This window comes from Cytobacillus firmus DS1 (assembly GCF_000565285.1).
GTDB classification, from domain to species: domain Bacteria; phylum Bacillota; class Bacilli; order Bacillales; family Cytobacillaceae; genus Cytobacillus; species Cytobacillus firmus_A.
The window spans coordinates 17,489-37,842 of sequence record NZ_APVL01000017.1 but is presented as its reverse complement, the minus strand read 5'-3'; the positions used below and the strand labels follow the sequence as shown (position 1 = coordinate 37,842).

The following is a 20,354-nucleotide window of genomic DNA, read 5'->3' as shown; positions in this document are numbered from 1 at the left end:
TTAGCTCAGATGGTGTTTTTATATGCAAAGCTGCAAATAATAAACAAATGAACAAATGGCATTCACAGGAGAACCTTATGCAGGCATCTGCCCAAGGACAGAAGGAGACTTAAAAATGGACTTAAAGATTTTCAAGGCAATCAGCCGTTTTTCCGGACGAATGGCTTTCATGGACTTTTTGATGATTCTTTTATCAAATAGGGCAAGGTATTTATTTTTATTTGTCCTGGCATGTATGTGGCTGGCCAAAGGACCTTCCAGAACATCCGCAAAAAAAGCTGCTTTAGCCTCTCTGATTGCTATCTTTGTAAACAAGATTATAAAAATTTGTTATTTCAGGCCCCGTCCCTTCATAAAAAATAAGGTTGGCCTATTGATTCCAGCCAAAAGAGATTCAAGTTTTCCAAGCAAGCATACAGTGGTGTCCTTTGCTGCTTCTATCGTCATTTTTTACGGAAACCGATTTATAGGCCGTATTTTGCTGTGGGTTTCAGCATGCACAGGCTTCGCCCGCATCTGGGCAGGCCACCACTACCCTTCCGATGTTATTGGCGGTGCTCTTATTGGCGGAACAATAGGCTGGTTCACAGAAAAACTTTCAAAACCAGAAATAAAGTGAAACTTCAATCAGTGGGGGGTTCCCTTATCCCCCACTGATTGTTAGTCGCGTTCTAGTGTCGCTAAGATCTCCGCTAGCGCTTCGATCAATCGACACTACGAACCCGATTGGTTCAACTAAGCCTCTGCCTGCGCGTCGGCGAGTTTCACTGTATCTCACCAATCGGGCCTTTACATTGTAAAGCGAGGCGACTTGCCTTGGGGTGACAAGCATAAGACGAGCAGATGGGGGGGAGTGCTTTTCTTCCCATCAGCTGATTGGCTTATGACCTCGAGCCCCTAGGAGCCGCAGCTAGATTGGGCAGTTTGGTCCCCGCTTATCCTCCTTTGATTCCTCTGAGTCTTGAAGCGGGGGTCTTACTGCCCGTTAGACTGCGATAAAAAAAATGTAAAATCCGCACTTTCTTTAGCGAAAGAAAACTTGTTTTGTCAGCCGGGAAGGACTTCACGTTAAAGGGGTAGAATTCCTTTTGAAAACGGGAGGGGATCAGTATGAATACAAGTGCTGCTGCTAAATTATTAGGGGTTTCACCAAGCACTATTCAGCGATGGGTTAAACAACTGGAACTCCGCACGGAACGAAATGAATTGGGTCATTACTTATTTACGGAAGATGACATTAGCCTGCTAAAACAGGTGCAGGATCAGCTTAATCAGGGGATTATATTGCAGGACGTTACTGTAAAGGGAAAAAAGACGAGAAAGGGTACGGTCCATGTAGAAGCAGCTGCCGCTCCGGCAATAGAGAAAATATATTTAAAAATCAGCGAGCTGGAGAAGCTGCTGAATGGAAAAGCAGATGATGTGGTGTCTTATCAGCTGCTTCAGCACCGCAGCGAAATAGAGGAATTGCAGAAAGAAAATGCCCGCCTGCTTAAACGAATTGAGGTTCTTGAAGCCAGGACAGCTGATAAAAATCGGGACATCCCTGCCGATACCCTTCTGGTTTTTGATCAGGAGAAGCCCAGGAATAAATTAAAAAAGAGAAATATTTTCACAATGCTGTTCGGATTTTAATTAAGTATAAAAGCGTATGCAACGCTTTTATACTTATTAATCATCCCAGCTGAACCGCTGCTCGCGAAAGGGGTCTCCATAGTTGTGATAGCCGTTTTTCTCCCAAAAACCAGGCTTGTCGATTTTAGAGAACTCTACGCCTCTAATCCACTTTGCACTTTTCCAGAAATACAGATGCGGAATCACGGCCCGCAGCGGAAATCCGTGCTCGGGAGTAAGGGGCTCACCGTTATGGGTATGTGCCAGCAGACTGGTGCTTTTTAAAAAATCTTGAATGGGGAGATTCGTGGTCCAGCCTTCTTCCGCATGAAGAATCACAAATTGAGCTGTTTCTTTTACACCTGCCCGCCTGGCAATCTCTGCGGCGGAAACTCCCTCCCAGACATTATCAAGCTTTGACCAGCCCGTGACACAGTGGATATCATTTTTGTACAGAGTCTGGGGAAGGTTCATTACCTCCTCATGTGAAAAGGATAATTCCTTTTCTACTTCTCCAAATATCTGCAGACTCCATTCCTGCATATCCTTATAATGTGGAACATTTCCATAATGCAGTACAGGAAAGGCAGTCGTTACGTTTTGATTTGGCGGTACCCGGTCTGAGGTCTGTTTTCTGATTTTCCCAAAATACACTGAAGCCGCCTCCGTTCTTTTTCTTTTATCGTACCCTACTTTACGGGCTGATAACAATGAGAAAGCAGCCCCCTTCCGGGAAGCTGCTTCCGATTATAAGACCATTGCCGCCAGCCATCCAAACAGGATGAGCGGAATATTGTAGTGCAGGAATGTTGGCACACATGTATCCCAGATGTGATTGTGCTGTCCATCTGCATTCAAGCCTGCTGTTGGCCCCAATGTACTGTCTGACGCAGGAGAACCGGCATCTCCAAGAGCTGCGGCTGTTCCCACTAGAGCAATAGTTGCCATTGGGCTGAAGCCAACCTCCAGTGCAAGCGGCACAAATATAGTTGCAATAATCGGGATGGTTGAAAATGAAGATCCAATCCCCATTGTAACAAGTAAGCCGACAAGAAGCATTAGCAATGCTGCAAGTGATTTATTATTGCCAATTACCTCAGCCGCCTGTGCAACAAGGCTATCGACATCGCCTGTTTCTTTTAATACATCAGCAAATCCGAATGCAGCCAGCATGACAAATCCAATGAATGCCATCATCTTCATACCCTCAGTTAAAAGCTGATCTGCCTCGTTCCATTTAATTGCACCGCTGATATAAATAACTAAAATACCAGTCAGCGCCCCAAAGATCATTGAATCAAGTTGCAGCTGGACTATGAGGGCTGCTGCAATCGCAATAAGGGAAAAAATTATGCCCTTTTTGGAGTAATTGCCTTTTTCAGTCTCAATTAACTCTGATGGAAGATAATCCCTCTTTTTGCGGTAAACAAATAATGCAGCCAAAAGACCGGCAGCCATACCGGCTACAGGAATAAGCATAGCCTTCGGAATGTCTGCCATTTCCACTGCCAATCCGCTATTCTCCATATTTTCTGCGAGTATTCCATGGAATATCTGGCCAAAGCCTGCAGGAAGTAAAATATACGGAGCCGTCAAACCAAATGTCAGTACAGACGCGATTAGACGCCGGTCTATCTGCAGCTCATTCATAACCTTTAATAATGGCGGAATTAAAATGGGAATAAACGCGATATGAATCGGAATTAAATTTTGGGAAAAAATGGACATTAATAAAATAGAAAATACGATAAGTGCTTTTGATAATGTTTTCCCTCTTGACTCCCCGTCTTTTCCGACCTTGCCCAGAACCCATTCCACTAATAGGTTCGGAAGCCCTGTTGCGGAAATAGCTAAGGCAAATCCGCCCAATAACGCATAACTCAATGCAACTTCTGCACTGCCTCCAAGTCCATTTGAAAAAACTTCAATTGTTTTATCTATACTTAATCCGCCTGCGAGCCCGCCTGCCAATGCACCTGCCACAAGAGCAAGAACCACATTGACGCGCAGAAGGCTGAGAACAAGCATGATCAAAACTGCAAGTATAACTGCATTCATGATGCAACCCTCTTTCTTTCCTTTGTTCATTGTTACTTTAGTATGCTAAATTGGTAGAGAACTAAAACACATGTATTAAACTATCATACTTCTGCTTTTTATGTCAATGATTTTAAGCAGATTTACCAATGGGAGTTTACGCCAGGAGTAGCTGTTCGGCCGGTATTTTTATGGAATTTCCCAGTATTTTGCGTTAACCGGCCGTTAATTTACATTTCTGCAGTTCCTTATAAAAACCCGCATAAAAAAACTCCGGATTTCTCCAGAGTTTTGAATTTATCTTTATTTCGCTTTCGCTTCAAATCTTTCAACCAATAGCGCTAACGTGCGTACCATAACGCCTGTCGCGCCGTCCGGCCCAAGATCATGGTTTTTTGCTGTTGTGGCTGTACCTGCGATATCGAGGTGCACCCATGGTGTGTCTTCGGCAAATTCACCGACAAAACCTCCGCCCATGATCGCATGGCCGGCTCGGCCTGGCGAATTGTTCAGATCTGCAATTTTGCTGCTTCTGATTCTTTCTTTATCTTTTTCAAAAAGAGGCAGCCTCCAGATTGGTTCGCCAGCTTCATAGGATGCTTCCAGCACCTGCTCAAACCACTCTTCATTATTGGTTAATGCACCTGTTGTTTCTTCCCCCAGTGCAATAATGACACCGCCAGTCAGGGTTGCCACATCCACCAGGTAGTCCGCTCCATGGTGCTTCGCATAGGTTACTGCATCAGCAAGTGCAAGACGTCCTTCTGCATCTGTGTTGAGGACTTCAATGGTTTTTCCGCTCATGGAGGTGATGACATCATCCGGCTTAAATGCGGTTCCGCTCACCATATTATCTGTAGAAGGAATGACAGCGACAACATTTTGTTCAGGCTTCAGTTCGCCAATGACTTCCATTGCGCCAAGTACTGCCGCTGCACCGCCCATATCGGTTTTCATGCCGACTATGCCGTCCTTTGGCTTAATGGAATAGCCACCTGTATCGAAGGTGATTCCTTTGCCGACGAGGCCGATAACATCCTTCCATTCTTCCTTGCCCTGATATTTTAAGACAATCATCTTAGGAGGCTCTGCCGACCCCTGATTAACCGCCAAAAGAGCACCCATGCCAAGCTTAAGCATGTCTTCTTTTTCCAGGATTTCCACTTCAAATCCGTATCTCCACGCCAGTTCAGATGAGTAATTTGCCAAATCGGTGGCAGTCAGCATATTGCCTGGCAGATTGACTAAAGTGCGGGCTGAGTTGGTTCCTTTTCCGTGGGCATAGCCAACAGTAAGGGAAGCCTTTACATCTTCCTCATCTGCGGCTTCGCAATAAACAGCAATACTCTCGATTTCCTTTTCCGGTTCATTTGATTTCTGTTTGTAATCTTCAAACTTATAGGTAGAAAGGGCAAACGCCTCGCTTAGGGCATGTGCTGCATCCAGCGCATCTACATCTCCGCCAATAAAAGTATCAAGACAAACACCGGCATTTTGAAGCTTGGACGATTTCACTTCCTTGAATGCCTTTCCAAATGCTTCACGCAATCCTTCAAAGCTGAATTCTTTTTCTTTTCCAAGACCTACTGTAATAACTCGTTTGGCCCCAATTTTTCCAAAAGTATGTATTTTTGCAATGGCTTTTTTCTTGGCAGAAATATCGCCGCTCTTCACAAGTTCTGTCAAATGGCCCTCAAATTGTTCATCTGCACGGGCAAGTATTCCCTCAAACCTGACTGGTTTATCAAAAACACCAACAATCAGGCATTCCTGTTCGGCTGAAACGTCAAATTCTTTCTTAACAGAAAACATACTGGCACCCCCATAATCTATTTATCACTTTATTATATCGAAAATATTGAATTATTTCGACTATCTAATTTTATAATATTCTGCTTTGCTACTCTTCCAGATACAGTATCAGCTGAGGCAATTTAGGAAGATTACCGACCTTTTCAAACGGAACCCGGTCGATATCTTCCGGAAATATGGAGAGGCATTCTTCAATAAATCTGTATACATGCTCGAGATCGAGCCCCCAATGTCTGGGCCTGTATGCCTGCAAATATTCATGTGCAGCCTGCATCATCAGCCTTGCTCCTTTTACATTGCCATATTCATAGTGATAAATGCTGACGCTCATTTGCAGCAGGCCTTTAAAAAACAAATTGCCTTTTTCAGTCATCCACATTTCTTCCAGAAGATCATGGCAGGTGTAATAATCACCTTCATTGAAACTGATAAAGAATTCGTAGTATTCAAGAGGATAATCTTTCATGAAATCACTCCATATTCCGGACTTTCTTGTACTGATCATTTTAACAAAAAGCTCATTTCGTATAAATCGTTGTTTTTCATCAGCAATGTGGACCGTTGATTTCCGCTCCGGGATGCTCAGCGAACCGCGGGGCGGGCGGTGAGCATCCCGCCGGAGTCTCGCATCTTCCGCTCCAATCAACTCAGCAAATAAATATACATCAATCAAGCAACAAACTGTGAAAACAGCCTAACAAAAAGAAAAGAGATTAAATATAATCTTGAATTATTGGGTAAAGAAAATAGAGACGGAAAGGAGAATGTTATGGATCCTCTATTATTTGCCGCATTTACAGCCGGATATATCCTGTTATTTATTTGGGCCATTCTCACTGTAAAGAACAGCAGGCATGTTAGCGCTGCCTTCCTGCTGCCTGTAATTCTCGGACTGATTTACGATAATGGAATTCTTGCTGGCGGCAGTTTGATCGGGGAGGGCAGCACTCTAAAGCTTCTGAATTATGCCCGATTCTGGATTCACGCTTTTTTTACGCCGCTGCTTGTTCTATATTCCTGGCATACTTTAAAACAAGCTGATATTGATTGGGCAAAAACAGGTACACTAAAATTGACTGCATACCTGCTTACTGCCGGATTAATTGTTATGGAGCTTTTCACCGAGGTTTTCGGCCTTGAATTGGAAGATAAATGGGAATATGGAGTTCTAAGCTATTCAAGCGCAGAGACGCAGGGCGGCCCTCCGATAATGGTGCTGATCGTTTCCGCTGTATTGCTGGCGGCTTCTATAGTTATTTGGCACAAACAGGGATGGTTCTGGTTTTTTGCAGGTGCCGTCTTAATGATTATCGGAAGCGCCATAGATATACCCATTGAAAGTGCGGCTGCCGTGAATGCCTTTGAATGGCTTCTTTTGCTTTCACTGACGGCAACAGCACATTTTCAAAAAAAGCGCGGTTTAACAAAAACTTAAAGCAGACCCTCTTGCAGGAAGGAACAATCTGTTGGAGAATATTAGTTAGTATAACATTACTAAGTTCCTGAATCTGCAGAGTCCGAGCCAGGTATAGCTTTGGACACAATGAGCTCGTCAGGGTCCGAACTTGGCTCTACTTCGGACACAAAGTGCTGAATTGAGCTGGTCAGAGTCCGAACTTGGTTCAACTTCAGAAAGCAGAAAAGAATTCAAAGAGTATCATACAACCCAAAGGTGGTCTCACATGGAATTATTGACAAATTTCCCTCTATGGTCTGCTTTGGCAGCCATCTTCTTTGCCCAATTTGTAAAAGTGCCCATTCAATTTATTGCCACCCGAAGAGTGGATTGGTCCCTTTTAACCAGTACAGGCGGAATGCCAAGCTCACACTCAGCTGCAGTAACAGCTCTTTCAACCGGGGTGGCACTTGAGACCGGAATGGATTCCGCTGTTTTCGCTGTTTCTGCCGTTTTTGCCATTATCACCATGTTTGATGCTACCGGAGTGCGGCGTCAGGCCGGGGAACAGGCTATTGTATTAAACCAGCTTGTTGCTGACTTCAATAAATTCGTTGAAGAAGCAAAGACATGGCAGAAAAAAGCGGGCCAGGAAAAACAAAAAGAATTAAAGGAGCTGCTGGGCCATAAGCCGATAGAAGTACTCTTTGGCGGCCTGACAGGAATCTTATTAACTTTAGGGCTTCATTACTTATTTTCCTAAAGGTTGTGATATGAATGAAAATCCTTTCCTTATGCCCAAGCAATACGGAATTAGTGGAATACTTGGGGTTGACTGATATGCTTGCGGGAGTGGACGATTATTCGGATTGGCCGGAGCAAATTTCCAATCTGCCCCGGCTGGGTCCTGACTTGTCTATTAATATGGATAAAGTGGAGGAATTGAAACCGGATCTTGTGCTTGCCTCCCTGAGTGTTCCCGGCATGGAAAAGAATGTAGCAGAACTTGAAAAAAGGCAGATTCCCCATATTGTCTTAAATCCCCAAAGTCTCGCAGATATTGCAAATGACCTGGTTTTTGCTGCTAAAAAAATCGGGAGGCCTGAGAGAGGGATTTTGGCGGCTAAACAGTTTACGAAGAAAATAGAAGAACTGCAGGTCATCTCAAGCAGAATTGAGAAAAAACCAAGCCTCTATTGGGAATGGTGGCCAAAGCCTGTATTCACACCAGGCAAGGTCAATTGGCTGACGGAAATCAGTGAAATAGCCGGTGGACGGAATTTATTTGCTGATGTTGAGCTTGCAAGCGTCCAGACTGATTGGGAGGATGTCCTGAATCGGCAGCCGGATTATATCTGTCTTGCCTGGGTCGGTGTCAGAAGAGAAAAGGTAAATCCCGAGATTGTCCTGAAACGTCCCGGCTGGAGTGGATTGGAAGCAGTAAAACAGAACAGAATTCTGGTTCTGGAAGAAGAACTGTATTGCAGGCCTTCACCGCGGCTGATTGAAGGGGCCATAAAATTAGCAGAAAAGATCCATCCCCAGGCACTTTCTATCTGATAAAAGAAAAAGGCAAATCCGTTCATTATACCGGATTTGCCTGAATCTGCTGGGTTATTTTTTCTCAGATTTAATATATTGCTGTCTGAATACCTGCATGGCTTCATTTTCATTCAGTAACCTTAAATCTTCTTCCGTCAGGGTTCCATCGCCCATTTCAACGATATAAACATCGAGTGTTTTCTTTCCCCAATTATTATAAACATCATCAACCGTTTCATAATAGAGATCCAATTTATTCCCCTTAATGGCACCGCCTTTATCTGCTACAACACCATAACCATAATCAGGAATAAACAGGATCGTTCCAATCGGAAAAACATTTAAATCTGCTGCGACTGTAGAGTATAAGTCCCTTTTAACTTTAACACCTGAGTATGTAATACCAAAGGACGGATGATCCGGATTTTTGCCTGTCGACTCGTAAAAAGCGGTATATCCGGTAGCGATAACTTGTCTTTTCTGATACTGCGACCAGTCAATTGATTCTTCCAATGTCGGCGCTTGTTCAATTGCCACAGCTTCACTCGCAGAAATCTTCGGTTCGAGGCTCACGGCCTGCTTCAAAAATTTAAATGCTACTCCAACCGATTTTAATGTATGTTCAAAATTTGAATTTCCACTTTCGCCAGCTTGTTCAGCATTTTGCTGCAGCTGAATAATTGATCTTGCTTCCACACCGGATATCGAATGAAAAGTTGTCAATAATGCACCTATAAATAAGGCTGACATTACTGTACGTTTCACCCATTTTGTAAATTTGCTCATCTTTTACACTCCTCCCAAAGTTAGTCATTTCCCTTCTTCGATAGAAATATTCATAACTTATGGGAGAGAAAGTCTTCAAGCAGCCGATTTCAGACAGGATAAAACCAGTAATGCCATAGGCTTGCCCTATTTAATCACACTAATCAAAAAAAATAAAAAAATCCCTGCATCCGGCAGAGATTTCATCATCAATTTAAAACATTCGATATCCTTTTTTACGGAGAAGTCTAATCGTAATTCCGGCAACGATGGCGCCTGCCATTCCGCTGCTGAGAATAAGGATGTCAGCCAAAGCGAGGCTGGACAATTCAACGCCAAGACTGGAAAAAGATTCCCCCGGATTTTGAAAATACTCAATGAAACGAACTTTATCAATGATAAAGATGGCAATAACAGGATAAATAATAGCCATAATCCAAGACATTCTTAACAGCATATTTAATATAAAACCTATCCCAAAAAAAAGTACAAAAAACAAAAGCATCGAAATAGGCAAAACGAAAATCGTCATTTGCATGAACTTGTTTCCTCCCTTAACACATCAATAATTAGTGTACTTTAATGTGGATTGGGGAGTCAACAAGAAAAGCGGGTGTATCAGCACACCCGCTAATGAAACTTTATTCCTTTTTCTTTCCTGTTCCGCCGCAGCAGCTGCAGGTTTCAGATCCGCCTAAAAGTAATTGAAAATACCCTTTACCGGAACAATACATACACTCTTTGTTTTCATATTTCTTAGCTGTCATTTCATTCATCTCCTTTTGGGTTATCGTAACTGAATTTTCTGATAATATATCAAGGATTTGAACAAATGAAAAGCTCCATATTTCATGAAAAACTATTATTGGAAACGCATACAAGCATTATTTACTTCTAATTTCTCGTTCTTTCTTTAAATTTCAGAAAATTATAAAAATACTTTATATGCTGTATAGCCAAAAGTATCCCCGGGATTAATACCGTCAATTAAAGGTTTGAGAGAGGAATCAGAAGAATCTAATATGTATTTTAAAAGGACTGAGGCCTCAGGGTCATTAGCAAGCTCTTTCGGATTGAGATACTGCACATCGAAAAGTTCGCTTTCCTGAACTTTTAATGATTGTTCAGGCTCAGCTTCAAGCAAAAACAAAATCATATTATCACTGACTTCCCCTTTTATGACACCTGTGCGCAATCCAAGCAGGCCTTTCACTGTACATTTTATTCCGGTTTCCTCTTCTACTTCCCGGACTGCAGCTTCATCAGCCGTTTCGCCTGGCTCCACAAAACCTGCCGGCAGAGACCATTTGCCTCTAAGGCCACCGTATTTCTTTTTAACGACAAGCCAGTTGCCCTCAGGAGAAATAACAAGCCCCGAAACAGCAAGCCACACTTTTCCTCTTTTATGTTCGACTCCCATTCGAAAACCCCCTTTTACGTAATTCTCTCACGAAAAAAAAGGACAGACTTTAGAGTCCATCCCCATATATAAATGATAGCTGTTTGATTAAAGAACGTTGAATTTACCTTTTTTCAATACAAGAGATGGTCCGCCAACCATGTAAAGAGCACGGTTATCAATCATCTTCTTCATGAATGAAGCTTTAGTCCCAACCATTTTCTTTCCGAATGCCACACCGATGGCATCGTGTTCGCCCAGAGAACATACAGTACCTTTAATATCCGGTGTAAACGTTTCAAGCTCAGTTTTATTGCGGATTAAAGCAGTTATGTTTCTTGCACATACTTCACCCTGCTGCATAGCAATTTGTGCAGTAGGAGGGTATGGACGATTGATTTCTTCATTGATGATTAATGAGCAGTCTCCGATGATAAACATATTATCATGGCCAGGAGCGCGCAAATCAGGCTGAACTTTTACACGGCCGCGCATTGCTTCAATGCCGGAATTTTCAATAATAGAATTTCCGCGTACACCTGCAGCCCAGACAACGGTTGCAGCTTTGATTTCTTCTACTTCATCTTCGCCTTTGCCAACGATGATCCCTTCAGGGGTAGCTTCTTTAATAGCTGTTCCGATCATGAATTGTACGCCTTTTTTCTCCAAGTGGGATACAGCGTAATTAACAAGCTCAGGATCAAAGCCTGGAAGAACCATTGGAGCTGCTTCCACGCAAATGATTTTCACTTTATGGTAGTCCACATCGTACTCTTTGCAAAGCTCAGGAACACGGTTTGCCAATTCTCCAAGGAATTCAATTCCAGTGAAGCCTGCACCGCCGACAACAATTGTCAGGCGCTCGTCTTTTTTCTCGGCTTCTGTATTATAAGTAGCAAATTGATATTCGATATGCTCGCGGATTTGACGTGCAGCATTTACATTGACAATTGAAAATGCATGTTCCTTAAGTCCTTTGATACCGAATGTTTCCGGCTCGGCTCCAAGTGAAACAACCAGATAATCATAGTCAATTTCGCCGTTTTCTAAAATGACTTTCTTTTCTTCTGCTTTAATTTCAATAGCAGTTCCCTGAACGAATTCAACTTTGTTGCGGTCAATAACATCTTTTATATCGTAGCGTACACGATCATGATGAAGTGTTCCGGCTGATGCCTCGTGCAGCCATGTTGTTTCATAATGATAGTCATTCTTGTTCACTAAAACGATTTCCGCTTCATTTGTTCCTACAGATTTCTGCAAACGGGTTGCAACCATTAACCCGCCGTATCCTCCACCGAGGATTACAATCTTTGGCTTTCTCAAGTGTATCACTTCCACCTTTTTTAAGTATTTTCTAATGTTTTCTTATCTTCCGCTGCTTTATATTTTTTATAGCAAAAAACATAAAAAAACTTTGTGATTTTATTCACTAATTAGTTCAAAAAAACTCAAAAAATTGTCATAAAATATTAACATTATTCCTCCATTAATCTTATTCTACTTCAAATAGTTTTTCAACCCTAAAAAAATAGACGAAAAACTTAAAAATTTCAGGGGAAATTATAAAAATATACGTGTTTTTATTTTATCTATTTCACTTGAAATCTTCCAATTATTCATAATATTTACCTCTATTCGTGAGGTTTCAAACGATTTATGTTAAAATAAAGAGTGGAATTTCAATACATACGTGGGGGGATATTGCATGAAAGAAGATCAAAAAGTGTATGACATAACCATCATTGGCGGGGGGCCAACTGGTTTATTCACTGCTTTCTACGGGGGCATGAGACAAGCATCAGTAAAAATTATTGAAAGCTTGCCGCAGCTTGGGGGACAGTTATCTGCTCTTTATCCTGAAAAATACATATACGATGTTGCCGGCTTCCCGAAAGTCCGCGCCCAGGAATTAATTGATAACCTTAAGGAACAAATGGCTAAATTCGAGCCCACTGTATCACTTGAGCAATCTGTTGAAAAGTTAGAAAAGCAAGCTGATGGAACATTTAAGCTTACAACCAATAAAGAAGTGCATTATTCAAAAACCATCATTATCACTGCCGGCAATGGCGCTTTCCAGCCTCGCCGTCTTGAACTTGAGAGTGCAGTTCAATACGAAGGCAAAAACCTTCATTATTTTATTGATGATTTAAATCAATTCGCCGGCAAAAAAGTAGTTGTTTTCGGTGGAGGGGATTCTGCAGTGGACTGGGCATTAATGCTTGAGCCTATCGCTGAGAAAGTGACGATTGTTCATCGCCGCGATAAATTCCGCGCGCATGAGCACAGTGTTGAAAATCTCCAGAACTCTAAAGTTGAAATTAAGACACCTTATGTTCCTGCTGAGCTTATTGGTGACAGTAAAGGGATCAGCCAAGTCGTACTTGAAGGTGTGGCTTCAAAGGAGAAAGAGGTATTTGATGTTGATGCTGTGATCGTTAACTACGGATTCGTTTCCTCTCTTGGCCCAATTAAGGAATGGGGTCTTGATATCGAAAAGAACTCCATCGTTGTTAACTCCAGAATGGAAACAAATATCGAAGGCATCTATGCGGCCGGAGATATCTGCACATACGACGGGAAAGTCAAGCTTATTGCCTGCGGTTTCGGTGAAGCGCCAACTGCCGTCAATCACGCAAAATCCTACATTGATCCAAAAGCGAAAGTACAGCCAATGCACAGCTCTTCCATGTTTGGCAAATAGGATATGAAAAGGACGGCCCGTTCGGGACCGTCCTTTTTTGATGCGCTATGTTATTTTAGCACTCTTCCGGTGTACCTGTATTTGCAGCGGTACGGAAAGAGGATCCGCATCCGCAGTTTGCAATGGCATTGGGATTGTCGATTGTGAATCCGCCGCCCATCATTGATTGTTTATAATCAATTTTTGTGCCAATTAAGATAGGTGCGTCTTCCTTGCTGACAAGAACCTGAATTCCATAGTGCTCTGACTGGATATCACCTTCCTCGGCTTCGTGTGCGAACCCCATTCCATAGGAAAGCCCGCTGCATCCGCCTCCCTTAACAGCTACACGCAAGAATGCATCTTCTTCCTCATTTTGTTTCATCATTTCTTTTATATGCAAAGCTGCTGCTTCTGTTATATCCACAACTTTTTCCATGTTATTCCCTCCTGTCATGTAAGGATACTTCTATAAACATAGTATATACAGTAAAAGGTATGTGCTCAACTTAAGAGGCTTTTACTTTTTCTAATTTTTTTCTGACACAGCCCTTGAAATAGTTCTTTATACTCAGAAAGCGGACTAAACATGGTATAATAGTCTTAATCATTATCCACGGAGGTGGCATTCTATGCAGCAATTAAAGCCTACTTATGATAAAAAATGCGAATGCAGAGTCTGCAAACAGAGTTTCACCACTAAAAAACTCCGCTCCAGATTTGTAAAAGTTGCTGATTATGACAGTGATTTCTGCCCTAATTATTCTGATGAAAGCATGAACCCTCTTTTCTATCATATTAATACCTGCCCGCATTGCGGCTACTCAGAATCAGAAGATTTTTCTCCTTATTTCCCGCCGGGAGCCCTTGACATGATCCAGTCTAAAGTCGCAAGTGCCTGGATTCCCCAGGATTATGGCCAGGATCGATCCGGCATTGATGCTGTCAACACCTATAAGCTGGCTATATATTGCGGAACTTTAAAAAGTGAGAAGCATATTATTATGGCGGGTTTACACGTCAGACTTGCCTGGCTTTACCGGAGTATGAAGAATGATATTCAGGAACAGCGCTTTTTGAAGCTTTCTCTAAAGGAATATTTGGAGTCATATATGTCAGATGATTTTAAAGGATCATCTATTTCTGAAACGAGGATTTTTTATCTGATCGGGGAGCTATCCCGAAGGACACATCAGTCTGAACAGGCTGTTAAATATTTTTCAAAAGTAATTGAACTGCAAACCCGCTCCACTGAGCCAAAATTAATTGAAATGGCCAGAGAACGCTGGTATGAAATGAGACAGGAACAAAAAACTGCCGCTCATTAAGGAGTAAGAAAAGGAGCGAAATTTAATCGCTCCTTTTCTATGTTAAAACATCGGATTTTCATCCAGATATTGATATATATTTTCAACCAGTTCATCTGGTGTTTCTCCAGTTACCACTTCTCCGTTAACAAGCGCAAAAAGAGTGCTTGCACATTTGCCGCAATACCCAAGACAGCCATATTCGATGACATCCAGGTCATAATCCTTTTCCAGCTGTTCAAGCGCTTTTTGAGAGCCGCTGGCCAAATTGCTGATGCAAAATTCGATGATTGGCTTAATCACATCTTTCACCTCTCTACCCTGTTAATGCTACCTTTTTTACCTGAATTCTGCAAGAAAGTGATTCCATTAATCTTTTTTTATAAGTATGCATATTTACCACTTCATGTCGTTTATTGTCAAGTTTTCTGCTGATTTGTGTTGTGATTTTGTCACAATTTCGTTATACTTTTTATGGGTTTGAGGTTAATAATATCATTTATTTATTTTTTTCAGATAACTATTAAGGTTTATTTAGGTTCGGTAACAGCAATCAGTACGGACATAAAGGGGAAATATACTATGAAAAATCTTGTGATACTTGGCGGAGGCTATGGCGGTATGAGGGCGCTTGCCCGACTTTTGCCTAACCAGCTTCCCGATGATGTCTCTATTACACTAATAGATCGTGTGCCTTATCATTGTTTAAAGACTGAATATTACGCTCTTGCAGCCGGTACCATTTCTGACCAGCATGTGCGTGTATCCTTCCCTGAACATGAGAGATTGACCATCAAATACGGTGAAGTGACAAAAATCAGCATCGAGGAAGACAAGGTATATCTTCAGGGAGAAGAGCCTGTTTCATATGATGATATAATTATTGGGCTCGGATGTGAAGATAAATACCATAATGTTCCGGGAGCTGACATTCACACATACAGCATCCAGACAATTGAAAAATCCCGGAGAACATATGAAGCTTTAAATAACCTATCTCCTGGTTCTGTTGTTGGAATTGTCGGTGCAGGATTAAGCGGAGTGGAATTGGCTTCTGAATTAAATGAAAGCCGTCCGGATTTGAAAGTCAAATTATTTGACAGAGGGAAGCATATACTGTCTGCCTTCTCCGAAAGATTGAGCACGTATGTAGAAAATTGGTTTTTAGAACATAATGTTGAAATCATTAACCAATCGAATATTACTAAAGTAGAAGAAAAAACCCTTTATAATCATGACGAACCCATCCACTGCGATGCCATTGTATGGACCGCAGGTATCCAGCCGAACAAAGTGGTTCGGGATATGAATGTGGAAAAAGACCCGCAAGGACGCGTAGTTTTAACCAAGCATCACAATATACCCGGAAATGAACATGTATATGTTGTAGGTGATTGCGCAAGCCTTCCGCATGCACCAAGTGCCCAGCTTGCAGAAGGGCAGGCAGAGCAAATCGTTCAAATCCTATTGAAACGGTGGAAAGGCGAGGAGCTTCCTGAAACATTGCCAGTTATCAAGCTTAAAGGAGTTCTTGGATCACTGGGCAAAAAGCATGGTTTCGGTCTGGTTGCAGAACGCCCTATCACAGGCCGCGTCGCCCGCCTGCTGAAGTCCGGAATACTTTGGATGTATAAATACCATAATGGATAAGCAAACTTTTTAATAAAAAATGAGCATCCTGATCGATGCTCATTTTTTATTAAACTGCCTTGTATCCGTACTTTTCCATTTCTGCATAGATCGTTTTTAATTTTGGGTTGCCTTCACCGACAATCTCATCCTCAATCAGGACAACCGGGTAAAACATATCTTCCTCTATCACCCTTAGTGCGAATTCTTTTTTGTCCTCTTCTTCGGGTGGATTATGAATGTCAACATACACGATTTTAAAAGGCTGATTGGCAAATTTCCGGGATAGAGCTGCCTCCAGCCATTCATAAGTTTCCTTGGATGATGGCAGGTTGACACAGCTTGGACAAAGCTGATCCGCACCATAAACACTGATTTCAATCTCTTTTCTCACTCTTCCTTCCCCCTATGCAAGACTTGTTCTTCCCTTCATTTTACAACATTAACATTAACGAGCCTATTAAAAATATTCTCCTAATGAGTGGAAATTACGTTCTTGGAATAGATTTTTAAGACTGATTTGATTATAATAAATGTATGGAAAGGAGTCGATTTCACATGGCAGAACAAACAACTATGACTGAACAAGTTCAGGAAGTATTAGATAAATTGCGCCCATTCCTTCTTCGCGATGGCGGGGACTGTGAATTGGTGGATGTTGAAGATGGCATCGTTAAATTGCGCCTTCTTGGTGCATGCGGCAGCTGCCCAAGTTCAACGATTACGTTAAAAGCCGGTATTGAGCGTGCTCTTTTGGAAGAAGTACCTGGTGTAGTCGAAGTAGAACAAGTATTTTAATTTTCCTTTGCAAAAAGCGATGTCTGCATGACATCGCTTTTTTTATATTGTATGGCCTATCTCCAGCTCAGCTAAGCTTTTTTTTAAAACCGTGCAGCCTTCCTGATCAATTTTCAGGGGCAGAATTTCCATGTCCGGGAGCAGCCTCTGAAGCCCTTCTGCCACCGCGCGAGCACATCCTGTCTCAGCCAGGCAGAGAACTGCCGGCCCGGCACCGCTTAAGGCAACTCCAAATGCTCCGAGCCCTGGTGCAGCTTTTTCAATGACTTCCAAATGCGGAACCATTTTCTTTCGGTAAGGGTGATGGAATAGATCCCCACTCATCATCTTGCCTGCCAGGGAGAAATTCCCGCTAAGCAAGGCTGCTACCATGACATTGCCGACTGCCCCAGCCTGGACAGCTTCCCTGAAGGACCATTCTGAAGGAAGAACGCCTCTGGATTCCTTTGTGAGGAGCTCTTCTTTCGGGACCACTGCTATAACATCGAATTCTATACTTTTAATACTCTGAACAGATACATCTTCCTCTGACAGACAGCCAATAACGAGGCCTCCAAGAAGGGAAGCTCCTGCGTTATCAGGATGGCCCTCCATTCTTGATGACAGTTCAAGCTTCTCGTACTGTGTCAGCTGGAGTCCGCAAAGCACATCAGCCAATTCGATTCCCGCTACAATGGCTGCAGCACTTGACCCAAGTCCCCGTGTGAGAGGGATATCGCTCGAAATGCGGACTTTGCATCCCGGAAGCTCTCTACCATACTTCTTCGCGGTATCCATTGCAACCTGAAAAATAAAATTGGATTCATCAGATGGGTAGATGCTTAGCGGCTCTGATAAAGGAATCATTTCAAACTTGTCTGCCTTCTCGGCTTCAAGCGTCAAATATAAATTTAAGGCAAGGCCAATCGAGTCGAAGCCTGGACCGAGATTTGCCGTGCTGCCGGGAACTTTAATGACAACCATTTCACCTTCGCTCATATGTGAACGGCTCCCTTGATATGGTCCGCAACTGCTTTTTCATCATTTGGCAGCAAAACAGGCTTAACAGGGCTGCAATCTATGGCCGTATTTGGATCCTTCAATCCGTTCCCAGTCAGGATAGCCACCACTTTTGTTTTATGTGGAATCTCCCCATTGCGCAGCTGTTTATATACCCCCGCAAGCGAAGCACATGAAGCTGGCTCAGCAAAAATGCCTTCAGTTGAAGCTAGTTTACGGTACATGCACAGGATCTCTTCGTCGCTGACTTCATCAATTTTTCCATTTGATTCTGACAATGCTGCATTGGCTAAGTGCCAGCTCGCAGGATTTCCGATTCGGATGGCTGTTGCAATCGTTTCAGGACTTTCAAACACACGGTTGTGGACAATGGCCGCTGCACCTTCAGCTTGTACTCCGTGCATTCTTGGAAGGCCAGTGCCGCGCGCTTCATTGTATTCTTTAAACCCTTTCCAATAGGCAGAAATATTGCCGGCATTGCCCACTGGCAGGGCAAGGATATCCGGTGCGCCTCCAAGCTGGTCGCAGATTTCAAAGGCCGCTGTCTTCTGGCCTTCAAGACGATATGGATTAACCGAGTTTACGAGAGTAATAGGTTCTGTTTCGCTTATCTTCCGCACCATTGCAAGCGCCTGGTCAAAATTCCCTTCAATTGATACGACTTCCGCTCCATACATAACAGCCTGTGCAAGCTTCCCCATGGCGATTTTCCCTTCAGGGATGACAACTACACATCTCATGCCGGCCCTTGCTGCATATGCAGCCGCAGCCGCTGAGGTATTGCCTGTGGAGGCACAGATGATGGCGTCACTTCCTTCTTCTTTTGCCTTTGCTACAGCCATAACCATGCCTCTGTCTTTAAATGACCCTGTAGGATTTGCTCCTTCCGTTTTCACATAGAGGTCAATGCCCCAGTCCCTTGAGAGCTTATCCAGCCTGATCAGGGGAGTATTGCCCTCGTTTAAAGTAAGCATTGGTGTATTTTCACTAACTGGCAAATAGTCTTTATATGTTTTTATGAGGCCTTCCCATCTCATACTCTGGCGCTCCCTTCCACACGATACGAACTTTTGATTGATTGGACTGCCGGCAAATCTCTTAAACTTACTAAAATATCCTCATAATCCTGAAGGGATGCCTGGTGGGTAACCAGCACAATCTCAGCAAGCCCTTTTTCCTTTAAAGGAAGCTGCAGGATTTTCTCGAAGCTGACATGATGCTCAGAAAAAATGGATGTGATGTTGGCAAATGTCCCTACTTCATCTTTTACATGCAATCTTAAGAAGTACTTCGAATAAATTTCATCTGCATCTTTTAATTTCTTATCATATTGAGGAACTGCCGCGCTTTTTCCATTGACGCCAAGACGCATATTTTTCATGACCCCGACAAGGTCCGATACCACAGCTGTAGCTGTAGGCAGACTGCCTGCCCCAGGCCCGTAGAACATCGTTTCCCCTACCGCTTCACCGTAAACATATACTGCATTGTATTCATCCTGAACCGATGCAAGCGGATGAGACTCGGACAGCAAAGTCGGCTGGACACTTACTTCCACCTTCTCCCCTTCCCGATGGGCAATCCCGATCAGCTTCATGATGTACCCAAGCTGCCTGCCGTACTGCAGGTCTTCTTCTGTAATATCTGTAATGCCTTTAACCTTTACATCATCAAGGTCAATATTCATGGAAAAACCCAGTGTAGACAGGATCGCCATTTTTCTTGCTGCATCAAGTCCCTCCACATCTGCAGTCGGATCGCTTTCCGCATATCCCAGCTCCTGAGCTTCTTTAAGAACGTCCTCATATGCGCTCCCATTCTTGCTCATTTTTGTCAAAATAAAGTTCGTTGTCCCATTCACAATTCCCATCATTTTTGTAATTCTATCAGAAGCCAAACCATCTACCAGCCCTCTTAAAATGGGAATGCCGCCGGCAACACTTGCCTCATAAAAGAGATCACACCCGTTTTGAGCAGCAGCAGCCAGCAATTCAGGACCATAAACCGCCATCAGATCTTTATTTGCCGTCACCACATGCTTGCCATTATCCAAAGCCTTCTTTAAGTGGTTTCTGGTTTCTTCTATGCCGCCCATTACTTCAATCACTACATCTATATCATCATCATTTAAAATGTCTTCAGGATTAAGCGTCAGCAAATTCCTGTCCACTTTAACGGCTCTGTCTTTATTTACATCTTTAACAAGAACTTTCTTCACAACAACCGGACAGCCAACCTGGTGCATAAGCTTATCCTGATGTTTCTCAATGATTTGCACGACACCTGATCCAACTGTTCCTAACCCTAATAAACCGATTGAGATTGATTCCACCCTAGCTCCCCCTTAAAGTGTTCACTATGCGAGTACAT

23 protein-coding genes and 1 pseudogene are annotated in these 20,354 nt (G+C 42.9%); 9 read left to right on the top strand and 15 right to left on the bottom strand.

What is annotated here, in order from left to right:
- The first annotated feature begins 115 nt into the window (after positions 1 to 115).
- Both PBF_RS19145 and PBF_RS19140 read left to right on the top strand, forming a co-directional pair.
- Complete coding sequence (locus tag PBF_RS19145) at positions 116 to 619, top strand: undecaprenyl-diphosphatase (protein ID WP_035331998.1); 504 nt, start codon at positions 116 to 118, stop codon at positions 617 to 619.
- A gap of 491 nt (positions 620 to 1,110) precedes the next feature.
- A complete protein-coding gene (locus PBF_RS19140) occupies positions 1,111 to 1,635 on the top strand; it encodes a MerR family transcriptional regulator (RefSeq protein WP_035331997.1) in 525 nt (174 codons plus the stop codon).
- A gap of 36 nt (positions 1,636 to 1,671) precedes the next feature.
- On the opposite strand, the gene PBF_RS19135 is transcribed toward PBF_RS19140, so the two are convergent.
- The 4 genes from PBF_RS19135 to PBF_RS19120 form a co-directional block, all read right to left on the bottom strand.
- A complete protein-coding gene (locus PBF_RS19135; protein ID WP_035332070.1) occupies positions 1,672 to 2,268 on the bottom strand; it encodes a sulfite oxidase-like oxidoreductase in 597 nt (198 codons plus the stop codon).
- A gap of 93 nt (positions 2,269 to 2,361) precedes the next feature.
- On the bottom strand, positions 2,362 to 3,672 hold the full coding sequence (locus tag PBF_RS19130; RefSeq protein WP_035331996.1) for a Na+/H+ antiporter family protein: 1,311 nt from the start codon (positions 3,670 to 3,672) through the stop codon (positions 2,362 to 2,364).
- Positions 3,673 to 3,954: 282 nt separating this feature from the next.
- Positions 3,955 to 5,463: a leucyl aminopeptidase gene (locus PBF_RS19125; protein WP_035331995.1), complete on the bottom strand. Its 1,509-nt coding sequence runs from the start codon at positions 5,461 to 5,463 to the stop codon at positions 3,955 to 3,957.
- 88 nt (positions 5,464 to 5,551) lie between these two features.
- On the bottom strand, positions 5,552 to 5,929 hold the full coding sequence (locus PBF_RS19120; RefSeq protein WP_035332069.1) for a DUF309 domain-containing protein: 378 nt from the start codon (positions 5,927 to 5,929) through the stop codon (positions 5,552 to 5,554).
- Positions 5,930 to 6,232: 303 nt separating this feature from the next.
- Here PBF_RS19120 and PBF_RS19115 point away from each other — a divergent pair, with 303 nt between their 5' ends.
- The 3 genes from PBF_RS19115 to PBF_RS19105 all read left to right on the top strand — a co-directional run bounded on the left by PBF_RS19115 (position 6,233) and on the right by PBF_RS19105 (position 8,419).
- A complete protein-coding gene (locus tag PBF_RS19115) occupies positions 6,233 to 6,898 on the top strand; it encodes a hypothetical protein (RefSeq protein ID WP_035331994.1) in 666 nt (221 codons plus the stop codon).
- Positions 6,899 to 7,145: 247 nt separating this feature from the next.
- Positions 7,146 to 7,622: a divergent PAP2 family protein gene (locus tag PBF_RS19110; protein ID WP_035331991.1), complete on the top strand. Its 477-nt coding sequence runs from the start codon at positions 7,146 to 7,148 to the stop codon at positions 7,620 to 7,622.
- 14 nt (positions 7,623 to 7,636) lie between these two features.
- Entirely contained in the window at positions 7,637 to 8,419 is a 783-nt protein-coding gene (locus PBF_RS19105) for a cobalamin-binding protein (protein WP_035331989.1), read from the top strand.
- A gap of 54 nt (positions 8,420 to 8,473) precedes the next feature.
- Here the strand turns inward: PBF_RS19105 and PBF_RS19100 are convergent, their stop codons facing one another.
- The 5 genes from PBF_RS19100 to PBF_RS19080 all read right to left on the bottom strand — a co-directional run bounded on the left by PBF_RS19100 (position 8,474) and on the right by PBF_RS19080 (position 11,891).
- The gene (locus tag PBF_RS19100) at positions 8,474 to 9,187 is read right to left on the bottom strand and encodes a 3D domain-containing protein (protein ID WP_035331988.1); all 714 of its coding nucleotides are present in this window, start codon (positions 9,185 to 9,187) and stop codon (positions 8,474 to 8,476) included.
- Positions 9,188 to 9,380: 193 nt separating this feature from the next.
- Positions 9,381 to 9,704 carry a YuiB family protein gene (locus tag PBF_RS19095; protein WP_035331986.1) on the bottom strand — a complete coding sequence of 108 codons (324 nt, stop codon included), beginning with the start codon at positions 9,702 to 9,704 and terminating at the stop codon, positions 9,381 to 9,383.
- Between the two features lie 103 nt (positions 9,705 to 9,807).
- Positions 9,808 to 9,933 (bottom strand): YuiA family protein, encoded by a 126-nt coding sequence (locus PBF_RS26205; protein WP_159867914.1) that lies wholly within the window; start codon positions 9,931 to 9,933, stop codon positions 9,808 to 9,810.
- Between the two features lie 161 nt (positions 9,934 to 10,094).
- Positions 10,095 to 10,586, bottom strand: a complete 492-nt coding sequence (locus tag PBF_RS19085; RefSeq protein WP_035331983.1) for an NUDIX domain-containing protein — start codon at positions 10,584 to 10,586, stop codon at positions 10,095 to 10,097.
- Between the two features lie 87 nt (positions 10,587 to 10,673).
- Positions 10,674 to 11,891 carry an NAD(P)/FAD-dependent oxidoreductase gene (locus PBF_RS19080; RefSeq protein WP_035331982.1) on the bottom strand — a complete coding sequence of 406 codons (1,218 nt, stop codon included), beginning with the start codon at positions 11,889 to 11,891 and terminating at the stop codon, positions 10,674 to 10,676.
- Positions 11,892 to 12,273: 382 nt separating this feature from the next.
- Between PBF_RS19080 and PBF_RS19075 the strand changes: the two genes are divergently transcribed.
- A complete protein-coding gene (locus PBF_RS19075) occupies positions 12,274 to 13,272 on the top strand; it encodes an NAD(P)/FAD-dependent oxidoreductase (protein WP_035331981.1) in 999 nt (332 codons plus the stop codon).
- Positions 13,273 to 13,327: 55 nt separating this feature from the next.
- Here PBF_RS19075 and PBF_RS19070 read toward each other — a convergent pair whose 3' ends face one another.
- Positions 13,328 to 13,690 carry a HesB/IscA family protein gene (locus PBF_RS19070; RefSeq protein WP_035331980.1) on the bottom strand — a complete coding sequence of 121 codons (363 nt, stop codon included), beginning with the start codon at positions 13,688 to 13,690 and terminating at the stop codon, positions 13,328 to 13,330.
- A gap of 193 nt (positions 13,691 to 13,883) precedes the next feature.
- Between PBF_RS19070 and PBF_RS19065 the strand changes: the two genes are divergently transcribed.
- Positions 13,884 to 14,579 carry a DUF2225 domain-containing protein gene (locus PBF_RS19065; RefSeq protein ID WP_035331978.1) on the top strand — a complete coding sequence of 232 codons (696 nt, stop codon included), beginning with the start codon at positions 13,884 to 13,886 and terminating at the stop codon, positions 14,577 to 14,579.
- A 42-nt stretch (positions 14,580 to 14,621) separates the two neighbouring features.
- On the opposite strand, the gene PBF_RS19060 is transcribed toward PBF_RS19065, so the two are convergent.
- Positions 14,622 to 14,861 carry a YuzB family protein gene (locus tag PBF_RS19060; protein WP_035331977.1) on the bottom strand — a complete coding sequence of 80 codons (240 nt, stop codon included), beginning with the start codon at positions 14,859 to 14,861 and terminating at the stop codon, positions 14,622 to 14,624.
- Positions 14,862 to 15,140: 279 nt separating this feature from the next.
- Here PBF_RS19060 and PBF_RS19055 point away from each other — a divergent pair, with 279 nt between their 5' ends.
- Positions 15,141 to 16,208, top strand: coding sequence for an NAD(P)/FAD-dependent oxidoreductase (locus PBF_RS19055; protein WP_035331975.1), 1,068 nt, complete (start codon positions 15,141 to 15,143; stop codon positions 16,206 to 16,208).
- A 49-nt stretch (positions 16,209 to 16,257) separates the two neighbouring features.
- Here PBF_RS19055 and PBF_RS19050 read toward each other — a convergent pair whose 3' ends face one another.
- A complete protein-coding gene (locus PBF_RS19050; protein WP_035331973.1) occupies positions 16,258 to 16,581 on the bottom strand; it encodes a YuzD family protein in 324 nt (107 codons plus the stop codon).
- A gap of 182 nt (positions 16,582 to 16,763) precedes the next feature.
- On the opposite strand from PBF_RS19050, the pseudogene PBF_RS19045 reads away from it, so the two are divergent.
- Positions 16,764 to 16,985, top strand: a pseudogene (locus PBF_RS19045) (NifU family protein); the annotation flags it as partial.
- A gap of 42 nt (positions 16,986 to 17,027) precedes the next feature.
- Here the strand turns inward: PBF_RS19045 and thrB are convergent.
- Genes thrB through PBF_RS19030 form a run of 3 tightly spaced genes read right to left on the bottom strand, consistent with a single transcriptional unit; the run spans position 17,028 to position 20,316 of the window.
- A complete protein-coding gene (gene thrB / locus PBF_RS19040; protein ID WP_035331972.1) occupies positions 17,028 to 17,963 on the bottom strand; it encodes a homoserine kinase in 936 nt (311 codons plus the stop codon).
- Positions 17,960 to 19,021, bottom strand: coding sequence for a threonine synthase (thrC, locus tag PBF_RS19035; RefSeq protein WP_035331971.1), 1,062 nt, complete (start codon positions 19,019 to 19,021; stop codon positions 17,960 to 17,962). The genes thrB and thrC overlap by 4 nt, the downstream gene beginning before the upstream one ends.
- Positions 19,018 to 20,316, bottom strand: coding sequence for a homoserine dehydrogenase (locus PBF_RS19030; RefSeq protein WP_035331970.1), 1,299 nt, complete (start codon positions 20,314 to 20,316; stop codon positions 19,018 to 19,020). Before PBF_RS19030 ends, thrC begins: the two co-directional genes overlap by 4 nt.
- Positions 20,317 to 20,354 lie beyond the last annotated feature (38 nt).

Coding starts and splice junctions, on each gene's coding strand:
- PBF_RS19145 (WP_035331998.1), top strand. CDS start 116: ATGGACTTAAAGATTTTCAAGGCAATCAGCCGTTTTTCCGGACGAATG.
- PBF_RS19140 (WP_035331997.1), top strand. CDS start 1,111: ATGAATACAAGTGCTGCTGCTAAATTATTAGGGGTTTCACCAAGCACT.
- PBF_RS19130 (WP_035331996.1), bottom strand. CDS start 3,672: ATGAATGCAGTTATACTTGCAGTTTTGATCATGCTTGTTCTCAGCCTT.
- PBF_RS19125 (WP_035331995.1), bottom strand. CDS start 5,463: ATGTTTTCTGTTAAGAAAGAATTTGACGTTTCAGCCGAACAGGAATGC.
- PBF_RS19120 (WP_035332069.1), bottom strand. CDS start 5,929: ATGAAAGATTATCCTCTTGAATACTACGAATTCTTTATCAGTTTCAAT.
- PBF_RS19115 (WP_035331994.1), top strand. CDS start 6,233: ATGGATCCTCTATTATTTGCCGCATTTACAGCCGGATATATCCTGTTA.
- PBF_RS19110 (WP_035331991.1), top strand. CDS start 7,146: ATGGAATTATTGACAAATTTCCCTCTATGGTCTGCTTTGGCAGCCATC.
- PBF_RS19105 (WP_035331989.1), top strand. CDS start 7,637: ATGAAAATCCTTTCCTTATGCCCAAGCAATACGGAATTAGTGGAATAC.
- PBF_RS19100 (WP_035331988.1), bottom strand. CDS start 9,187: ATGAGCAAATTTACAAAATGGGTGAAACGTACAGTAATGTCAGCCTTA.
- PBF_RS19095 (WP_035331986.1), bottom strand. CDS start 9,704: ATGCAAATGACGATTTTCGTTTTGCCTATTTCGATGCTTTTGTTTTTT.
- PBF_RS26205 (WP_159867914.1), bottom strand. CDS start 9,933: ATGACAGCTAAGAAATATGAAAACAAAGAGTGTATGTATTGTTCCGGT.
- PBF_RS19085 (WP_035331983.1), bottom strand. CDS start 10,586: ATGGGAGTCGAACATAAAAGAGGAAAAGTGTGGCTTGCTGTTTCGGGG.
- PBF_RS19075 (WP_035331981.1), top strand. CDS start 12,274: ATGAAAGAAGATCAAAAAGTGTATGACATAACCATCATTGGCGGGGGG.
- PBF_RS19070 (WP_035331980.1), bottom strand. CDS start 13,690: ATGGAAAAAGTTGTGGATATAACAGAAGCAGCAGCTTTGCATATAAAA.
- PBF_RS19065 (WP_035331978.1), top strand. CDS start 13,884: ATGCAGCAATTAAAGCCTACTTATGATAAAAAATGCGAATGCAGAGTC.
- PBF_RS19055 (WP_035331975.1), top strand. CDS start 15,141: ATGAAAAATCTTGTGATACTTGGCGGAGGCTATGGCGGTATGAGGGCG.
- thrB (WP_035331972.1), bottom strand. CDS start 17,963: ATGAGCGAAGGTGAAATGGTTGTCATTAAAGTTCCCGGCAGCACGGCA.
- thrC (WP_035331971.1), bottom strand. CDS start 19,021: ATGAGATGGGAAGGCCTCATAAAAACATATAAAGACTATTTGCCAGTT.